Raw genomic sequence first — 17,097 nt, 5'->3', positions numbered from 1 at the left:
CGACAACCTCATCCCCCAAGCCGCATGACGAGGTCCCTCCAGAAGATCTGCACCCGTTGTCAAAGGCAGAGGCGGGCGTTCATGTCTCGCGGTTTGTCGCGTCGCAGCCCTTCGCCGCGGGCGCCGCCGGGATCCGTTCAGCACACTTCCGGTCGGTGGACGCAGGTTCGACGCGATTACTTGATCGACGTTCAACGGTTCAGGATACTTCCTTGACTTTCCGAGGCTGGTTCCTTACAGTTGATTCGATCAAAACTACATGTTGGTTACAGAAGGTTGAATCATGACCGTGTTCCTCACGCCTGCTGACATCGCGTCGGCGACGGCGTCACGCAAGGTGCGTGCCGGTCAGCTGCGTCGTGTTGCTCGTGGGATCGTCACGGACGATCTCGATGGCGCCCTCGAGCAGGTCGTCGCGAGGCACCTGTACGAGCTGGTGGGACGACTGCTGCGTGGTGCAGTGATCAGCGATCGGTCCGCACGCGAGGGTGGCCAGCCCATCGACGCCGCCGATGGCACACGGATGCTGTACGTCACCCATCCGGAGCGTCGCCGCGACCTGGAGCTGCCCGGGCACCTGGTGTCGGTACGTCCCGGTCCGGGCCCGGTCGAGGGTGACGCTGCCTACCTGCACGACGGCGTGTCGGTGGCGTCCCTGGCACGGGCCCTGATCGACAACGCCCGCGAATCCCACGCCCGAGCGGGACGTCCCGCACGGACGCTGTCGCGATACGAGCTAGAACGATGGATCGACACGCTGGCCAGCGATTTCACCGACGACCGGTTGGCGCGTCTGCGCAGCCAGGTTGAGCAGGTCGCCGAGCTGCTCGGCGAGCACCACCTGGGTGAAGTCGTGAGCAGCCTGCTGGGCGTGGCACAACGCACCCGCCCAGACGTGAAGGTGTCCTATCCAGCCCTGGTGGCGCGCCGCGACGGCGCACCTGTTGACACCCGCCGGCTCGAGCTGTTCGACGACCTGGTCGCGGCCCTGCGGGACCGCGCCCCCGAACCGATGTCGACCTCCGAGGCGGGGGAACCCCGACGCGCGGTGCTGCCGTTCTTCGAGGCGTATTTCTCGAACTTCATCGAGGGGACCGAGTTCGAGGTTTCCGAGGCGGTTGAGATCGTCTTCTATGGCAAGATCCCGCAGGCTCGCCCGGCCGACGCCCACGACATACTCGGGACCTACCAGCTCGTGTCGGACCCGGCAGAGATGGCGACGGTGCCGGTCGGCGGCGGCGAGCATCTGCTGCAACTGCTGCGCTCCCGGCACGCAACGATCATGCAGGCTCGGCCGGACAAGCGCCCCGGCCAGTTCAAGACGGTCGCGAACCGGGTTGGCTCGCGGGTGTTCGTCGCGCCGGAGGAGGTCATCGGCACACTGCAGGCCGGCTGGGAGCGCGTCGGCGCGTTGGACGACCCGTTCGCCCGCGCGGTCACCGCGATGTTCGTCGTCTCCGAGGTTCATCCGTTCGACGACGGCAATGGGCGAGTGGCGCGCGTGATGATGAACGCCGAGTTGGTAGCGGCCGGACAGGTCCGCATCGTCATTCCGACCGTCTACCGGAACAACTACTTGGCGGCGCTGCGGGGCATGTCCGCGAACGGGCGGCCCGACGCGCTGATCGCCGTGTTGGCATTCGCGCAGCGGTGGACGTCCCAGATCGACTGGTCGTCGGTCGAGACGGTGATGGGCGAGTTGGAGGCGACACACGCCCTGCGCGACGCGACAGATGCGGAGGCGGAGGGGATCCGGCTCCGCCTACCCGCCCGCGTGTGACTGCGACAGTTCCCGATCCTGGACGCCACGCTCGGGGTCGGGGGGCCATATGGCCAGGTTGAACCCTGTTTGGGGGGCCCTCTATGCAGGGAACACTGGTCGAGCCGACGGTCGACTGCCTCCCCCGGGGGGCCACCGACCTTGGCTCCATCCGTGCAGGTCTCTGCACGAGCTTCAGGCAGGCGTCGCGCTCGCCGGCGGGATGGGACAGGAAGAACTTTCGAGCCCAAGGAGGCTGCGGATGCCACAAGTAGACCGTGACCATTTGCCCATCGTGCGCTACCTGGCGGTCCTGGCCGCCGGTGCCATGATGCTGGCGTTGCTCCCGCTGGCCGGGACCGCCGCGGCCCAGGACCAGGTCGAGGAACCCGCGGACGCGTGTCCCGAGGACCCGCCCGAGTCGCCCTACACCGACCGGGACGACATCCCCGACGTGCATGTGCGCAACGTGGACTGCATCACGCATCGCGACATCGCTGAGGGCTTTGCCGACAACACGTACCGCCCGGCCCTGCAGGTGCGGCGCGACCAGATGACGTCGTTCATCGCCCGCACGATCGAGGAGGCGGGCTACACGCTGCCCGCAGCGACCGAGCACGACGGGTTCGAGGACACCGAGGGCAACACCCACGAGGACCGCATCCGCCAGCTGGCCGCGGCCGGGATCGTCGAGGGTGGTCCTGAGGAGCTCGAGGCCACGCACTTCGGACCCTCACGGCTGGTGCGCCGTGACCAGATGGCCTCCTTCCTGATCCGTGCCGCGGAGTTCGCCTTCGACCAGGAGCTCGGCGAGGACGACCAGCGGTTCACCGACGTGCCTCCGGGCAACGTCCACTTCGAGAACATCAACGCCGCCCACGAGTACCGCCTGACCCTGGGTGGCCCGGGGCCGCTCCCGGACACGCAGTACGGCCCGGCCCTGGCGACGCGTCGTGACCAGATGGCGTCGTTCCTGGCACGCCTGCTGGGCTTCCTGGAGAACCCGCCCGACTCGATCCAAGTCGATCCGGAGACCCTGGAGCTCGACCCGCAAGCGGCCACCAACCCGGTGGGCACCGAGCACACCGTGACCGCCTCGGTCACCGGCGCCGACGGCGCCGCGATCGTCCCGCAGACCGACGTGCGCTTCGAAGTCTACCGGGACGCCACCGTCGACGGTGAGACCGTCACCCTCGGCGACTCCGTCGAGGACGGCACGGCGGCCACCACCGGTGGCAACGCCGAGTTCACCTACACCGGCCCCGCCGACCCCGCCACGGACGTGATCGTGGCCTGCGTCGTGGACGACACCGCGAACGACGAGTGCGAGTTCACCGCCGCCGGCGACAACGGTGACGTCGCGATCACCTTGGACGACGGCCAGGTCGGCGACAGCGCCACCAAGGCCTGGGTCCCCGGCGTCGCACCCACGTTGCTGACGCTCGACCCCGCCACCGACATCAACCCGGTGGGCACCGAGCACACCGTGACCGCCACGCTCACCGGCGCCGACCAGGCACCGATCGTCCCGCAGGTCGACGTGCGCTTCGACGTCTACCGCGACGCTGAGATCACCGATGGTGCCCTTGGCGACCCGGACGAGACCGGCACGGAGACCACCTCCGCTGGTGAGGCGTCCTTCACCTACACCGGCCCGGCCGACCCGGCCGAGGACCTGATCGTGGCCTGCGTCGTGGATGACGACGTGGACACCTGCCAGACCGTGGCCACACCCGACGGTGAGGACATCAACGTCGAGTTCCAGGACGACCAGGTCGGCGGCACGGCGACCAAGGTCTGGGTGCCCGCGGACGACGGCGTCGCCCCCGAGCTGCTGACCCTCGACCCGGCCGCCGACGTCAACGAGGTCAACACCGACCACACGGTGACGGCCACCGTCACCGGCGTCGACGGCGCCGCGATCGACCCGCAGGTCGACGTGCGTTTCGAGGTCTACCGCGACGCCACCATCGACGGTGAGACCGTTACCCTCGGCGACCCCGTCGAGGAGGACACCGTGGAGACCACCGACGGCACCGCGGACTTCACCTACACCGGCCCCGCCGACTCCGCGCAGGACCTGATCGTGGCCTGCGTGGTCGACGACGCCGCCAACGACGTGTGCGCGTTCACCCCCGCCCTCGACAACGGCGACATCGTCGGCGACTTCGAGGACGGCCAGGTCGGCGGCACCGCCACCAAGACCTGGGTCGGCATCTAGAGGCCTGGCCCACGGTCACCTGTCGCAGACGCCTGGTCGTCTGCGACAGGTGGGATCAGCACCCCTGAGCCCCGCACCATCAGGTGCGGGGCTCAGCCCATGCCCTCGCGCATGGCGCGCAGCTCGCGCTTCAGGCCGGCGACCTCGTCGCGCAGCCGGGCGGCGTACTCGAAGCGCAGGTCGGCTGATGCCTCGTGCATCTCGTCGCTGAGCGACTGGATGAGCTTGGCGAGGTCCTCCTGCGGAAGCTCGCTGACGTCGGGGGTGTCGTCACCGCCGCGCCGTCGCCGCCGTTTCAGGTCGGGCACCGCCGCCTTGTAGGGCATGCCCGCTTCCGCGGCTCGCGCCATCTGGATGATGTCGCCGACCTTCTTGCGGATCGTCTGGGGGTCGATGCCGTGGTCGGTGTTGAACTGCACCTGGATGGCGCGGCGGCGGTTCGTCTCGTCGATCGCCCGCCGCATCGAGTCGGTGATCTGGTCGGCGTACATGATCACCTCACCGGCGACGTTGCGCGCCGCGCGACCGATCGTCTGGATCAGGGAGGTCTCGCTGCGCAGGAACCCCTCCTTGTCGGCGTCGAGGATCGCCACCAGCGACACCTCGGGCAGGTCAAGGCCCTCCCGCAGGAGGTTGATGCCGACGAGCGCGTCGAACTCCCCCAGGCGCAGCTCGCGAAGGATCTCGATGCGCTGCACGGTGTCGATCTCCGAGTGCAGGTAGCGCACCCGGATGCCCGACTCCAGCAGGTAGTCGGTCAGGTCCTCGGACATCTTCTTGGTGAGCGTGGTCACGAGCACGCGCTGGTCGGCATCGGCGCGTCCGCGGATCTCGCCGATGAGGTCGTCGATCTGGCCCTTCGTGGGACGCACGACGACCTCCGGGTCGACCAGGCCGGTGGGCCGGATGACCTGCTCCACGACCGTGCCCGCGACGCGCCGCTCGAAGGGGCCCGGCGTGGCCGAGACGTGCAGGGTCCGGGGCACACGGTCGCGGAACTCCTCGAAGCGCAGCGGGCGGTTGTCGAGCGCGCTGGGCAGCCGGAAGCCGTGCTCGACGAGGGTCTGCTTGCGTGACCGGTCGCCCTCGTACATCCCGCCGACCTGGGGGATCGTCACGTGCGACTCGTCCACGACCAGGAGGAAGTCGTCGGGGAAGTAGTCGATCAGCGTGTGCGGCGCCTCGCCGGGGGTGCGCCCGTCGATGTGGCGCGAGTAGTTCTCGATGCCCGAGCAGAAGCCGATCTCGCGCATCATCTCCAGGTCGTAGCTGGTGCGCATCCGCAGGCGTTGCGCCTCCAGCAGCTTGTTGGCGCGCTCCAGCTCCCCGAGGCGCTCGCGCAGCTCGTCCTCGATGGTGGTGACCGCCCGCTGCATCCGCTCGGGGCTCGCGACGTAGTGCGAGTTGGGGAAGATCCAGGCCTCGGCGACCTCGTTCACGATCTCCCCCGTCAGCGGATCCAGACGGGTGATCCGATCCACCGTGTCACCGAAGAACTCCACGCGGTACGCCAGCTCCGAGTCGGCCGGCTGCACCTCCAGGGTGTCGCCCCGGACCCGGAACTTGCCGCGCACGAAGTTGAGCTCGTTGCGCTCGTAGAGCAGGTGCACGAGCTTGCGCAGGACCCCGTCGAAGTCGTGGTCCTCCCCCGCGACGAGGCGCAGCACATGCTTGCCGTACTCCTCGGGTGACCCGAGGCCGTAGATGCACGAGACGCTGGCCACGATCAGGACGTCGGGTCGGGTCAGCAGCGCCATGGTCGCGCGGTGGCGCAGCCGCTCGACCTCGTCGTTGATCGAGCTGTCCTTCTCGATGTAGGTGTCGGTCGAGGGGATGTACGCCTCGGGCTGGTAGTAGTCGTAGTAGCTGACGAAGTACTCGACGGCGTTGTGGGGGAAGAACTCCCGGAACTCCCCCGCGAGCTGGGCGGCCAGCGTCTTGTTGGGAGCGATCACGAGCGTGGGCTTCTGGACCGCCTCGACGATCTTGCTGGCGGTGAAGGTCTTGCCGGACCCGGTGACGCCGAGCAGGACCGTGTCGACCTCCCCGCGCTCCACCGCGTCGGCGACACCCTCGACCGCCCGGGGCTGGTCGCCGGCGGGCTCGAACTCGCTGACCACCTCGAACTGCCGGGGGGTGGTCCGCACGGGGCTCGTGGTCATGCGGCCATGATAGTGACGGGCGTCAGGAGGACCGGCGCCGCAGGTACCAGACGACCAGGCCCACCACGGCCAGCGCGGCGACGACAGGTGCCAGACGCTTGCCGACTGAGCTCCCCGCGACATCGAACAGGTCGATCGCTTCCGGGCTCGGCCGGGCAGCGGCGGCCTTGTCCTGACCCTGGGAGGCCCGCACGGGCGGCTCGGTGCCGCCGACTTCGGTTGCGCCGTCCTGCGCACCCTCGGTGGGCTGCTCCGTCCTGGCGAGCTCCGACGACAGGCAGTCGGCGAACTGGTTCACGAGCTTGCCGCCGACGTCGGCCATCACGCCACGGCCGAACTGCGCTGGCTTGCCGGTGATGGTCAGGTCGGTGGTCAGCGCGACGTCGGTGTGCTCGCCACTCGCCGTGAGCTCCGCGGTGATGGTTGCGCGAGCGGTTCCGCTGCCCCGCGCCTCCTTGCCCGACGCCTCGATCGTCGCGCGGTGACCCTGCTCGTCGACGTCGGCGAAACGCGCGTTCCCCTTGTAGGTGACCGTCATCGGCCCGACCTTCACCTTCACGCGGCCGCTGAACTCGTCGCCGTCCACGGCGTCGATGGTCGCCCCCGGCATGCAGGGGGCGATGCGCTCCACGTCGCGCAGGACAGCCCAGGCCTCCTCGACGGGGACGGGCACGGTGAACGAATGCTCGAGCTTCATGGGTCACTCCTGCAGTCGGCGTCGTCGGTGCTGGTGTCGGGCAGCCGGCCGCCGAGGGCCGCGAGGTCCTCGGCGGTGTCCAGGTCGGCGGCGCTGCCCGTGTCGCCGCACTCTATGAGGGTGACGAGCTCGGGTCGAGCGTGCTGCAGCGCGCGGACCCCCTGGTCCCCGGTTGCCGCCGCCCACGCCGACGGCCACCACGCCCGGTCGACGAGCACGGGGTTGCGGGGCGAGCCGGCGTAGGCCGCCACGACGAGCCGACCCCCGTCGCGCCATGCCGCGGCAAGGCGTCTGACCGCTTCCGGGCCGACCTGGGGTTGGTCGGCCAGCGCCACGACCACGGCGCCGGCGGCGCTCGCCTCGAGCGCGTCCAGACCCTCGCGCAGGGACGTGCTCATCCCCCGCGCCCACCGGTGGTTGACCACCGGCCTGGCCGGGTGCAGGTGGCACTGGCTCAGGACCGCGTCAGCGGCCGCTCCGAGCACCACGACCACCGGATCGCAGCCACCGTCGACCAGGAGCCGGACGCCGCGCTCGACGAGCGGCTCCCCGTCCATCTGGACGAGTGCCTTGGGACCGCCGAGCCGTCGCCCCCCTCCCGCGGCGAGCAGCATCCCGGCGACCGGGCCCCTCATGGCTCGACGAAGACATCGTCGCGGTTGGGCGCGTCGCCGTGGATGGTCCCGTCGGTGCGACGCAGCGGCAGGCCCGACCCACCCCATCGCTGTTGGACGAGCTCGGCGGCGACGGACACGGCGGTCTCCTCGGGGGTGCGCGCGCCGATGTCCAGGCCGATCGGCGAGTGCAGGCGTGCCAGCTCCACGTCACTCAGCCCCCGCTCACGCAGCCGGTCCAACCGGTCAGCGTGGGTGCGCCGGCTGCCCATGGCCCCCACGTAGGCGGCGCCGGTGCGCAGTGCGATCTCCAGCACCGGCACGTCGAACTTGGGGTCGTGGGTCAGCACGCAGATCACCGTGCGCGCGTCGACGGCCGTGCGGGCGAGGAAGCGGTGCGGCCAGTCCACGACGATCTCGTGGGCGTCCGGGAAGCGTTGGCGGGTCGCGAAGCGCTCCCGTGCGTCGCACACCGTCACCCGGTAGCCGAGGAACACCCCGATCCGCGCGACCGCGGTGGCGAAGTCGATCGCGCCGAACACGAACATCCGCGGGGGCGGCGCGAACGAGTGGACGAAGACCATCAGGTCGTCGACCCGACGTTCGCCGCCGGCGCCGTAGCGCCGCAGACCCGTCTGGCCCTGCCCGAGCATCCCGCGCGCGTCGTCCACCCCGGCGACGTCGAGACCGTCCCTGCCGAGGCTGCCCTCGACCCCGTCGGGTGTGATGACCGCCGTGGCGCCGGGGGGATCGTGGCCCCCGGTCTCGACCACGGTCGCCAGGGCGACGGGCTGGTCGTCCCCGACCGCGGCGACCAGCCGATCGAAGCCGGCGATGCCATCGAGGGGCTGCACGAACACGTCCAGCTCGCCTCCGCAGGTGAGCCCGACGGCGAAGGCGTCGTCGTCGCTGATGCCGTAGGTCACCTTGACCGGCTCGCCGGTGGCGAGCACCTGCTGGCTCAGCTCGACCACGGCGCCTTCGACGCAGCCGCCCGACACGCTGCCGGCGACCTCCCCCTGGGCGGTGACGGCCATGGCCGCTCCAGGCTGGCGGGGTGCGGATCTGCTGACGCCGGTGACCCGTGCCAGCGCGACCGGTGTGCCGGCTTCGTGCCAGCGGCTCAGCTGCTCCAGGATCTCCTTCACGGATCCACGCCCCTCCCACCGGGCCGGGCGACGTGGGCCGCCAACCGCTCCAGCGCCGCCAGGCTGTGACCCTGCACGAAGTCGTCAACGTGGGGCAGGGCGGCCGCCATTCCCGCCGCGAGAGGCCTGTAGCCGGGCGCGGCCTTGCGCGGATTGGCCCACACCACCCGGTGCGCGAGCCGCGCCAGGCGTTGCATCTGCTCGCCCAGCACGGTCGCGTCGCCCCGTTCCCACCCGTCGGACAGGATCACCACGATCGCACCGCGAGCGGTGCCCCGCTGGCCCCAGCGGTCGAGGAACTCCTTCACCAGCTCGCCCAGGCGCGTGCCCCCGCACCAGTCGGGGACGGCGCCGGCCACCGCGGCCAGGGCGGTGTCCGGGTCGCGGTGGCTCATCTCGCGGGTCACCCGCGTGAGCCGTGTGCCGATGGTGAAGACCTCGGTCGGCGCCGAGCCCCGCCGAGTCGCGGCATGGGCGAACCGCAGCAGGGCATCGGCATACGCGCTCATCGAGCCGCTCACGTCGACGAGCAGCACCACCCGGCGCGGCCGCGGTCGGGGCACCCGGTGGCGCAGCCGCGCGGGCTCGCCACCGCGGGCGAGCAGCTCGCGGACTGTCCGGGCCCGATCGATCCTGCCCCGGGCGGCCGGGTGCAGGCGCCGGCTGTGGCGGGTCTCCCCGGGCATTCGCAAGGCCGTCAGCAGGCGAGCCAGCTCCTCCCGCTCGCCCTGGTCGAGCCGGCCGATGTCACGGTTGCGCAGCACCTCGACGGCGCTGGCGCTCGCGGCCGTGACCGTGACCTCCTCGCCCTCGGCGCCCGGGGCGGCGTCGGGGTCACCCCCGGCCGGTCGGAGCACACGTGCCGGGGGTGCGTGCACCCGGCGCTCCACGACGGTCACGCCGGCGAAGTACGCCTCGAAGACCCGGTCGTAGCGCCGGAGGTCGTCGGGTCCGGCACAGAGGCACAGGCGCCCCGCCCAGTACACGTCGCTGCGCCGTGCCGGGTCCAGGACGGCCAGTGCCCGGACGCACTGCTGCGCACGGTCCGGGCTGGCGGGCACGCCCGCGGCGCGCAGCGTGCGGGCGAGGCCGACCACGGTCGCCACCGCATCCGTGACCCCGGTCGGGAGCCTGGCTCCGTCCACCCTAGGAACCCCCCGCTGTATCGCGCAGGAACCGTCCGAGGTCGAGGGTCTGGGCGCGCTCCTGGTCCTCGCGGTACTTGAGCACGGACCCGAGCGTCGCGGTCGCCAGCTCGGCGTCGAGCCCGTCGGCCCCCAACGCGACGAGCGCCTGGGTCCAGTCGATGGTCTCGGCCACCCCGGGAGGCTTGAGCAGGTCGGCACCGCGTAGCGCCTGCACGGCCGCCGCCACCTGCTCGACCAGCCGGTGGCTCGCCTGGGGTTGTCGGCGCTGCACGATGGCGACCTCGCGGGCGAACCCGGGATGCCCGAGCCAGTGGTAGTAGCAGCGCCGTTTCAGCGCATCGTGCACCTCACGGGTGCGGTTGGACGTGACCACGACAACGGGCGGGGTCGTCGCCCGCACGGTGCCGAACTCGGGGATCGAGACGGTGAAATCGCTGAGGACCTCCAGCAGGAACGCCTCGAACTCGTCGTCGGCACGGTCGATCTCGTCGATCAGCAGGACGCACGGCGTGGTCTCGAGCGCGGCGAGCAGGGGGCGAGCGATGAGGAACCGTCGGTCGTACAGGGACTGCTCCAACGCAGCCACATCAGACGCCGCACCGGCCGCCTCGGCGGCGCGCAGGTGCAGCAGCTGGCGGGGGAAGTCCCAGTCGTAGAGGGCCTGGCTGGCGTCGAGCCCCTCGTAGCACTGCAGGCGCAGGAGCGGAGCGTCGAGCAGCACAGCCAAGGTCTTGCCCACCTCGGTCTTGCCGACGCCAGCCTCCCCCTCCAGGAACAGCGGCCGGTGCAGGCGCAACGCCAGGTAGCAGGCCGTCGCCAGCCCGATGTCGGCCAGGTACGCGTGCTCGTCGAGAAGGGCCTGCAGCGCCGCCGGGCTGTCGACCCCGGCGGGGAGCAGGCCCTGGTCGTCGCTCAACCGGAGGTCGCGTGCTCCAGGGCACGCCGGGTGAGGACGCGTGCGAGGTGGCGTCGGTAGTCCGGCTGCGCATTCAGGTCCCCGGGCGGATCGGTGTCCTCCCCGGCCAGAGCGGCGGCGTCTGCCAGGTCCCCGACGGCGGCGCCGACCAAGGCCTGCTCGGTCTGCCGTGCCTGCACCGGCGTCGTGGCCATGTTCGTCAGGACGACCCGCGCCTCGCTGATCTGGCCGTTGTCCCGGTGCACCAGGGCACAGGCGCCGACGATCGCCCACGCCTGCGCGACCCGGTTGAACTTCTGGTATGCGCCGGACCATCCGTCACCCAGCTTGGGGATGCGCACCTCCACCAGGACCTCGTCGTCGGCGAGCGCGGTCTCCAGGTAGTCGACGAAGAACTCCGCGGCGGGGATCGTCCGGCGGCCGTTCGGGCCCTGTGCGACCAGCTCCGCACGCAGCGCGACGGCGGCCGCCGGCAGGTCGCCGGCCGCGTCACCGTGCGCCAGGGCACCGCCGAGGGTGCCGCGGTGACGGACCTGCGGGTCGCCCACGGTCGCCGTGGTCTGCGCCAGCACGGGGACGTGGCGGCGCACCAGGTCGTCGTGGGCGACCGCGTGGTGGGTGGTGAGCGACCCGATGACCAGCGTGTCGCCGTCCTCCCGGACGCCGCGCAGGCCCTCGATGCGCCCCACGTCGACGATCACGGCGGGCACGGCCAGACGCAGCTTCATGAGCGGCAGCAGGCTGTGGCCACCGGCCAGCACCTTGGCCTCGTCCCCGTGCTCGGCCAGCGCGGCGACGGCATCCCCGACTGACCCGGCCCGGACGTAGTCGAACGTTGCGGGGATCACCGTGCACCTCCCTGGCCGTCGGCCTCCTGTAGCGCCCGCCACACCCGTTCGGGTGTGCACGGCATGCGGACGTCGTGCACGCCGAGATGGCGGACCGCGTCGAGCACCGCGTTCACGACCGCGGGCGTCGAGGCGATCGTGCCGGCCTCGCCCACGCCCTTCACCCCCAGGGGGTTGGAGGTCGACGGGGTTTCCGTGCGGTCCGTCGTGTAGACCGGCAGGTCCGGTGCGCCAGGCACGTAGTAGTCGACCAGCGTCCCCGTGACGAGGTTGCCGTCGAGGTCGTAGATGGCCTCCTCGTAGAGCGCCTGCGCGATGCCCTGCGCCAGGCCCCCATGGACCTGCCCCTCGACGATCTGGGGGTTGATGACCTTGCCGACGTCGTCGACGGCGACGTACGAGCGGATGGTCGCCCGCCCGGTCTCGGTGTCGACCTCGATGGCGCACAGGTGGGTGCCGTGGGGGTAGGAGAAGTTCTCCGGATCGAACGTGTAGTCGCTGGACAGCGTCGGCTCCGTGCCCTCGGGCAGGTCGTGCGCAGCGAAGGCCGCCAGCGCGACGTCCTGGATGGTCTTTGCGGCCTCGGGCGAGCCGCGCACCCGGAACGACCCGTCGGCGAACTCCAGGTCGTCCTCGGCGGCCTCCAGCATGTGCGCCGCGAGCTTGCGAGCCTTCTCGATCAGCCGTTCCGCGGCCTTGTGCACCGCGATCCCCCCGACCGCCAGCGACCGTGAGCCGTAGGTGTCCATGCCGGCGGGCGACATCTTCGTGTCGCCGTGCACCACGTCGACGTCGTCGAAGGGGACCCCGAGCACGTCGGCGGCGATCTGGCTCCACGACGTGACGTGGCCCTGGCCGTGGGGGCTGGTTCCGGTCACGACCTCGGCCTTGCCGGTGGGCAGCAACCGCACGGTGGCGGACTCCCAGCCGCCTGCCCCGTAGCTCAGGCTGCCGAGCACCCGCGACGGCGCCAGCCCGCACATCTCGGTGAAGGTGGAGATGCCCAGGCCGAGCTGCACACGGTCGCCGCGCTCGCGGCGCTCGGCCTGCTCCCGGCGCAGCCCGTCGTAGTCGAACAGCTCCAGCGCGCGCTCGGTGGCGGCCTCGTAGTTGCCCGAGTCGTAGGTGAGGCCCGCCACCGTCGTGTGGGGGAACTCCTCGTGGCGGATCCAGTTCTTGCGCCGCAGCTCCAGCGGCTCCATGCCGAGCTCGACCGCCAGCTCGTCCACGATGCGCTCGAGGGCGAAGGTCGCCTCGGGCCGGCCCGCGCCGCGGTAGGCGTCCGTCGGGGTCTTGGTCGTGAAGACGCCCTTGCAGCGGAAGTCGTAGGCGTCCATCTTGTAGATGCCGCAGTACATGAACGCGCCGAGGATCGGCACCCCCGACGTGACGAGCTGCAGGTAGGCGCCCATGTCGGCCTTCAGGTCGACCTTGATGCCCTTGATCGTCCCGTCCGAGGACGCCGCGATGGCGATGTCCTGGATCTGGTCGCGGCCATGGATGGTGGCCTGATAGCCCTCGCTGCGCGACTCGGTCCACTTGATCGGACGACCCAGGCGCTTGGCCACGACCAGCGCGAGGACTTCCTCGGCGTAGACGTTCAGCTTGGACCCGAACCCGCCGCCGACATCGGGGGCGACCACCCGGATCTTGTGCTCGGGCAGGCCGGTGACCGTCGCCAGCATGACCCGCAGGATGTGGGGCACCTGGGTCGCGGAGTAGAGCGTGAACTCGTCGGCGGCGGCGATCGGCTCGCAGACGACCGCCCGTGGCTCGATCGCGGTGGGGATCAGCCGCTGCTGGATGAAACGACGCTCCACGACCACGTCCGCGGCGGCGAACGTCTCGTCGATGTCCGCACCGGTCGGCATGTGGAAGTCGAAGCACAGGTTGTTGTCGACCTCGTCGTGGACCAGCGCTCCCCCCGCCAGCGCGTCCTCCATGTCCACGACCGCGTCCAGGGGCTCGTAGTCGACGTCGACGGCCTCGATGGCGTCAGCCGCGCTGTAGCGGTCGCGCGCCACGACCACCGCGACACCGTCGCCGACGTAGCGGACCTTGTCGGTCGCCAGCGGCAGATGGGTCGGGCTGGCCATGTCGGGGGTCACGGTCCAGACGGTCGGCAACCCTCCGTACTCCTCGGCCAGATCGGCGCCCGTGAAGGCGGCGATCACCCCCGGCTGCTCACGAGCGGCGGAGACGTCGACGCTCACGATCTTGGCGTGCGCCATGGGGCTGCGGACCACGGCCATGTGCAGCATCCCGGGCAGCTGGATGTTGTCGGTCCACTTGGTCTGGCCGGTGACCAGCTTCGCATCCTCCTTGCGCAGGCGACGGGCGCCGACGCTGGCCCCTTCGCCCTCGTCGGCGGCGGAGCGGTCCGCGCGCGCGGCCTCCTCGGCGATGGTGTCGGGATCGACCTTGCTCATTGCTGCGCCCCTTCCGTGCGGCTGCGCATCTCCTGCGCGGCGGTGCGGACCGATGCGACGATGTTCTGGTAGCCCGTGCAGCGGCACAGGTTGCCCTCGAGACCGTGGCGGATCTCGTCGTCGGTGGGATCAGGGTTCTCGGCGAGGAGGTCCACCGAGGCCATGATCATCCCCGGGGTGCAGTAGCCGCACTGCAGACCGTGCTCGGTGTGGAAGGCTGTCTGCAGCGGGTGCCAGTCCTCGGCCGAACCGGCCCCGTTGCCTGCGGCGAGCCCCTGGATGGTGGTGACCTCGCTGCCGTCGGCCTGCACCGCCAGCATCGTGCAGCTCTTGGCGCTGTGGTCGTCGAGCAGGACGGTGCACGCTCCGCAGTTGGAGGTGTCGCACCCGATGTTGGTGCCGGTCAGGCCGATCTTGTCGCGCAGGTAGTGCACGAACAGCAGACGGGCCTCGACCTCGTCCTCGTAGGTGACGCCGTCGATGCGGACACTGATCCGTGGCATGGGCAGCTCCTGTTGCCGTCACGTCATGGTCCTCTGCGTCCCGCACGATAGGCGGCGGACGATGGTCTGGGAAGAGGCAATTCGACGACTTCCCGGGGTCTAGAGTGGCGGTCGTGACAGAGGCGAAGGACGAGATCCAGCTGCACCTGGACGGTCACCAGATGGCGGTGTCCTCCCCGGGTCGGGTCATCTTTGCCGAGCGCGGGGAGACCAAGCTCGACCTCGTGCGCTACTACACGGCCGTGCACGGGGGGTTGCTGGCCGCGATGGGCGGACGCCCGGTGCTCCTGCAGCGGTTCCCCAAGGGCGCCGGCGGGCCGTCGTTCTTCCAGAAGCGCGTCCCCAAGAACGCCCCGGAGTGGCTGGACACGACGGTGGTGACCACGGTCAACGGCACGCCCTCACGGGCGCTGGTCGCCACCGACCTCGCCCACGTGGTTTGGGCGGTCAACCTCGGCTGCCTCGGCTTCCACGTCTGGCCGTTCCTGGCCGCGGACCCCGAGCACGCCGACGAGCTGCGCATCGACCTCGACCCGCAGCCAGGGGTGACGTTCGCGATGGTGCGCGCGGCGGCGCACGCGGTGCGCGCCCTGCTCGACGAGCAGGGCATCACGCCCTACGTGAAGACCACCGGCAACCGCGGGTTGCACGTCTTCGCGCGACTGCAGCCCCGGTGGGACTCCTACCAGGTGCGCGCGGCGGCGGTCGCCCTCGCCCGCGAGCTGGAGCGCCGCCATCCCGACCTGGTCACCGCGGCGTGGTGGAAGGAGGAGCGCGGCGAGCGCGTCTTCGTCGACTACAACCAGAACGCACCGCACAAGACCGTGTTCGGCGCCTGGAGCGTCCGGGCCCGTGCGGGGGCCCAGGTCTCGACGCCCCTGCGCTGGTCCGAGCTGGACGACGTGGATCCCGACGAGCTGACGATCGCCACGGTCCCCGACCGACTCGCCCGCGACGGTGACCCGTGGGCTGACGCCGCGCCCCAGTCACTCGATCCGCTCCTGGAGCTGCACGAGCGCGACCGCGCCGCCGGTCTGCACGACGCGCCGTGGCCGCCGGTGTACCCCAAGATGCCCGACGAGCCCCCACGGGTGGCGCCCTCCCGCGCCCGTCGTCCCCCTCCCCCGGGATGACCGTGCGCGTGAGCGACAGGGCCGGCCACGTCCAGCTCGTAGCGTCCAGCGGAGGAGCGCCAGGTGGAGCCGAGGAACTGCATCGGTCCGCGCGCGCCCGCGTGATTGATCGTGCTGGGCGGCCAGCAGCCGGGCGCGCGGTAGCACCGTAATCGACGGGAATCCTGGGTAGGGGCTGGTACGGCCCATGAGAGGTCCGGACCTCAGGCTGCCACTCGGCTGAGGCGTGGCAGGACATTGACCCACTCAAGGTCGGGTAGCTCGCGGCGGGCGCGGAGCAGGGCGTTCACCCCGACGTTGACGCGGTGCACCTCGTCGTCCTCGGTGGACCAGTCGGTGTTGCGGAGCAGCCAGGTCGAGACGTCCGGCCACGGCCAGCGGGCGCCCCACCTCGTGTTGCGCACCGGCGGCGGGAACGGCTCCGTCGCTGACTTCAGTTCGCCACGCGAGTACTTGGCGATGGCCTCGCGGCTCTTGCCGATCCGGTCAGCGATCTCTTGGATGGTGACCTCGTCACCCTCGTCCTGGACAGCGAGGGTCTCGATGTCGAGGTCCAACGACAGGGTCGCGATGCAGCCGAGCAGCAGGTCGCGGTAGCGCGGGTACTCCCCCGCACACTCGACGACCCAGGCGCCGTGCTCCTCGCCGACCGCGAACGCATAGCCGTCGAGCGCAACGAAGATCTCGTCGTCGCGGTCACCCACGGGCCGGTCGACGATCAAGGTGAAGGTCCACTCCGCCACCAGTTCGTTCCCTTCGCGCACGTGCCGGGCCAGCGCTCCATCGCCGTTGCGGCGCCGGTCGGGGTTCTTCGGCTTTCTGTTGATCGACTTGTGGAACACCCATGCGGGCACTTGGCGATGGATGCGGCGTGGCTCTTGCCCTTGGCCGGTTCGACGGTCCATCCGGCGTCGACCAAGCCCTCCATGGCCGCCGCGGCCTGACGGGAACGTGGTCCTTACCGGCGACCGGACGCTGAAGCTCGGGACCCTCCGGCGTCTCCGTCGGCTCGACCGGCGCAGAGCCTGATGATCGGCACTGCGCAGAGGCTGTCGCCGGCCTCGATGGGCCCGGACCGGTCAATGTCGTCGCCAAGGCGGGGGTCCCGATCCCGGCGACACCCGGGGAGCCAGCCGACGGCGACGGCGGCTTCGACGGTGACGGTCACGGCCGGAAGTCCCAGGCCACCACCCGTCCGTCGCCGAGCACCTCGAAGAGCCTTCCCGGGATGGGGTGCAGAAGGAAGCCGTCGATGGCCTGCTCCCACAGCTCGACTCGTCGGGTGATGGGGATGGCCTGGGGGACCCGGGAGATCATGACGGTGGCCACGATGTCGGGCACCAGGTCTGCGAACTCGGTGTCCTGGGTGAGGAACAACAGGTCGGCCTCGGTGGCCAGCCGTCGGCGGATGGCGTCGTCGGAGAGGCCCCGCAGGCCGAGGGCGATGATGTGCTCGGCCTCGTGGCCGGCATCGCCGAGGCGCCGGTAGAGCTGGAGGGGGAAGTTCTCGTCGAGGAGG

14 protein-coding genes are annotated in these 17,097 nt (G+C 70.8%); 3 read left to right on the top strand and 11 right to left on the bottom strand.

Translation table 11 applies throughout. The annotated features are described in order from the left end of the window. The first annotated feature begins 640 nt into the window (after window positions 1-640). Together WD250_15690 and WD250_15685 are read left to right on the top strand one after the other, a co-directional pair. Window positions 641-1,780, top strand: coding sequence for a Fic family protein (locus WD250_15690; GenBank protein ID MEX2621659.1), 1,140 nt, complete (start codon window positions 641-643; stop codon window positions 1,778-1,780). 241 nt (window positions 1,781-2,021) lie between these two features. Next, the gene (locus WD250_15685) at window positions 2,022-3,980 is read left to right on the top strand and encodes a hypothetical protein (protein ID MEX2621658.1); all 1,959 of its coding nucleotides are present in this window, start codon (window positions 2,022-2,024) and stop codon (window positions 3,978-3,980) included. Window positions 3,981-4,072: 92 nt separating this feature from the next. Here WD250_15685 and uvrB read toward each other — a convergent pair whose 3' ends face one another. Genes uvrB through WD250_15640 form a run of 9 tightly spaced genes read right to left on the bottom strand, consistent with a single transcriptional unit; the run spans window position 4,073 to window position 14,445 of the window. Next, window positions 4,073-6,142 carry an excinuclease ABC subunit UvrB gene (uvrB, locus tag WD250_15680; protein MEX2621657.1) on the bottom strand — a complete coding sequence of 690 codons (2,070 nt, stop codon included), beginning with the start codon at window positions 6,140-6,142 and terminating at the stop codon, window positions 4,073-4,075. A gap of 22 nt (window positions 6,143-6,164) precedes the next feature. Then, the gene (locus tag WD250_15675) at window positions 6,165-6,839 is read right to left on the bottom strand and encodes an SRPBCC family protein (protein MEX2621656.1); all 675 of its coding nucleotides are present in this window, start codon (window positions 6,837-6,839) and stop codon (window positions 6,165-6,167) included. Next, window positions 6,836-7,474, bottom strand: a complete 639-nt coding sequence (locus tag WD250_15670) for an NTP transferase domain-containing protein (protein ID MEX2621655.1) — start codon at window positions 7,472-7,474, stop codon at window positions 6,836-6,838. Before WD250_15670 ends, WD250_15675 begins: the two co-directional genes overlap by 4 nt. Then, window positions 7,471-8,601 (bottom strand): XdhC/CoxI family protein, encoded by a 1,131-nt coding sequence (locus WD250_15665; protein MEX2621654.1) that lies wholly within the window; start codon window positions 8,599-8,601, stop codon window positions 7,471-7,473. Before WD250_15665 ends, WD250_15670 begins: the two co-directional genes overlap by 4 nt. Then, on the bottom strand, window positions 8,598-9,707 hold the full coding sequence (locus WD250_15660) for a VWA domain-containing protein (protein MEX2621653.1): 1,110 nt from the start codon (window positions 9,705-9,707) through the stop codon (window positions 8,598-8,600). The genes WD250_15665 and WD250_15660 overlap by 4 nt, the downstream gene beginning before the upstream one ends. 40 nt (window positions 9,708-9,747) lie before the next feature. Then, the gene (locus tag WD250_15655; protein MEX2621652.1) at window positions 9,748-10,665 is read right to left on the bottom strand and encodes a MoxR family ATPase; all 918 of its coding nucleotides are present in this window, start codon (window positions 10,663-10,665) and stop codon (window positions 9,748-9,750) included. Beyond that, entirely contained in the window at window positions 10,662-11,513 is an 852-nt protein-coding gene (locus tag WD250_15650) for a xanthine dehydrogenase family protein subunit M (GenBank protein ID MEX2621651.1), read from the bottom strand. Before WD250_15650 ends, WD250_15655 begins: the two co-directional genes overlap by 4 nt. Then, window positions 11,510-13,942, bottom strand: a complete 2,433-nt coding sequence (locus WD250_15645; protein ID MEX2621650.1) for a xanthine dehydrogenase family protein molybdopterin-binding subunit — start codon at window positions 13,940-13,942, stop codon at window positions 11,510-11,512. The genes WD250_15650 and WD250_15645 overlap by 4 nt, the downstream gene beginning before the upstream one ends. Beyond that, window positions 13,939-14,445, bottom strand: coding sequence for a (2Fe-2S)-binding protein (locus WD250_15640; GenBank protein MEX2621649.1), 507 nt, complete (start codon window positions 14,443-14,445; stop codon window positions 13,939-13,941). The genes WD250_15645 and WD250_15640 overlap by 4 nt, the downstream gene beginning before the upstream one ends. Window positions 14,446-14,558: 113 nt before the next feature. On the opposite strand from WD250_15640, the gene ligD reads away from it, so the two are divergent. Then, the gene (gene ligD / locus WD250_15635; GenBank protein MEX2621648.1) at window positions 14,559-15,578 is read left to right on the top strand and encodes a non-homologous end-joining DNA ligase; all 1,020 of its coding nucleotides are present in this window, start codon (window positions 14,559-14,561) and stop codon (window positions 15,576-15,578) included. A 203-nt stretch (window positions 15,579-15,781) separates the two neighbouring features. On the opposite strand, the gene WD250_15630 is transcribed toward ligD, so the two are convergent. Beyond that, on the bottom strand, window positions 15,782-16,432 hold the full coding sequence (locus WD250_15630; GenBank protein ID MEX2621647.1) for a hypothetical protein: 651 nt from the start codon (window positions 16,430-16,432) through the stop codon (window positions 15,782-15,784). Window positions 16,433-16,742: 310 nt separating this feature from the next. Further along, a partial coding sequence (locus WD250_15625) for a DUF5615 family PIN-like protein (protein ID MEX2621646.1) occupies window positions 16,743-17,097 on the bottom strand: 355 nt, incomplete at its 5' end.

Source organism: Egibacteraceae bacterium (genome assembly GCA_040905805.1).
GTDB lineage: Bacteria > Actinomycetota > Nitriliruptoria > Euzebyales > Egibacteraceae > DATLGH01.
Note: the sequence above shows the minus strand (reverse complement) of the source record. Positions and strands in the feature narration are given on the sequence as shown.

Bases quoted from the DNA above. Each gene is read 5' to 3' on its own strand.
- WD250_15685 (MEX2621658.1), top strand. From the start codon at position 2,022: ATGCCACAAGTAGACCGTGACCATTTGCCCATCGTGCGCTACCTGGCG.
- uvrB (MEX2621657.1), bottom strand. From the start codon at position 6,142: ATGACCACGAGCCCCGTGCGGACCACCCCCCGGCAGTTCGAGGTGGTC.
- WD250_15675 (MEX2621656.1), bottom strand. From the start codon at position 6,839: ATGAAGCTCGAGCATTCGTTCACCGTGCCCGTCCCCGTCGAGGAGGCC.
- WD250_15670 (MEX2621655.1), bottom strand. From the start codon at position 7,474: ATGAGGGGCCCGGTCGCCGGGATGCTGCTCGCCGCGGGAGGGGGGCGA.
- WD250_15645 (MEX2621650.1), bottom strand. From the start codon at position 13,942: ATGAGCAAGGTCGATCCCGACACCATCGCCGAGGAGGCCGCGCGCGCG.
- WD250_15640 (MEX2621649.1), bottom strand. From the start codon at position 14,445: ATGCCACGGATCAGTGTCCGCATCGACGGCGTCACCTACGAGGACGAG.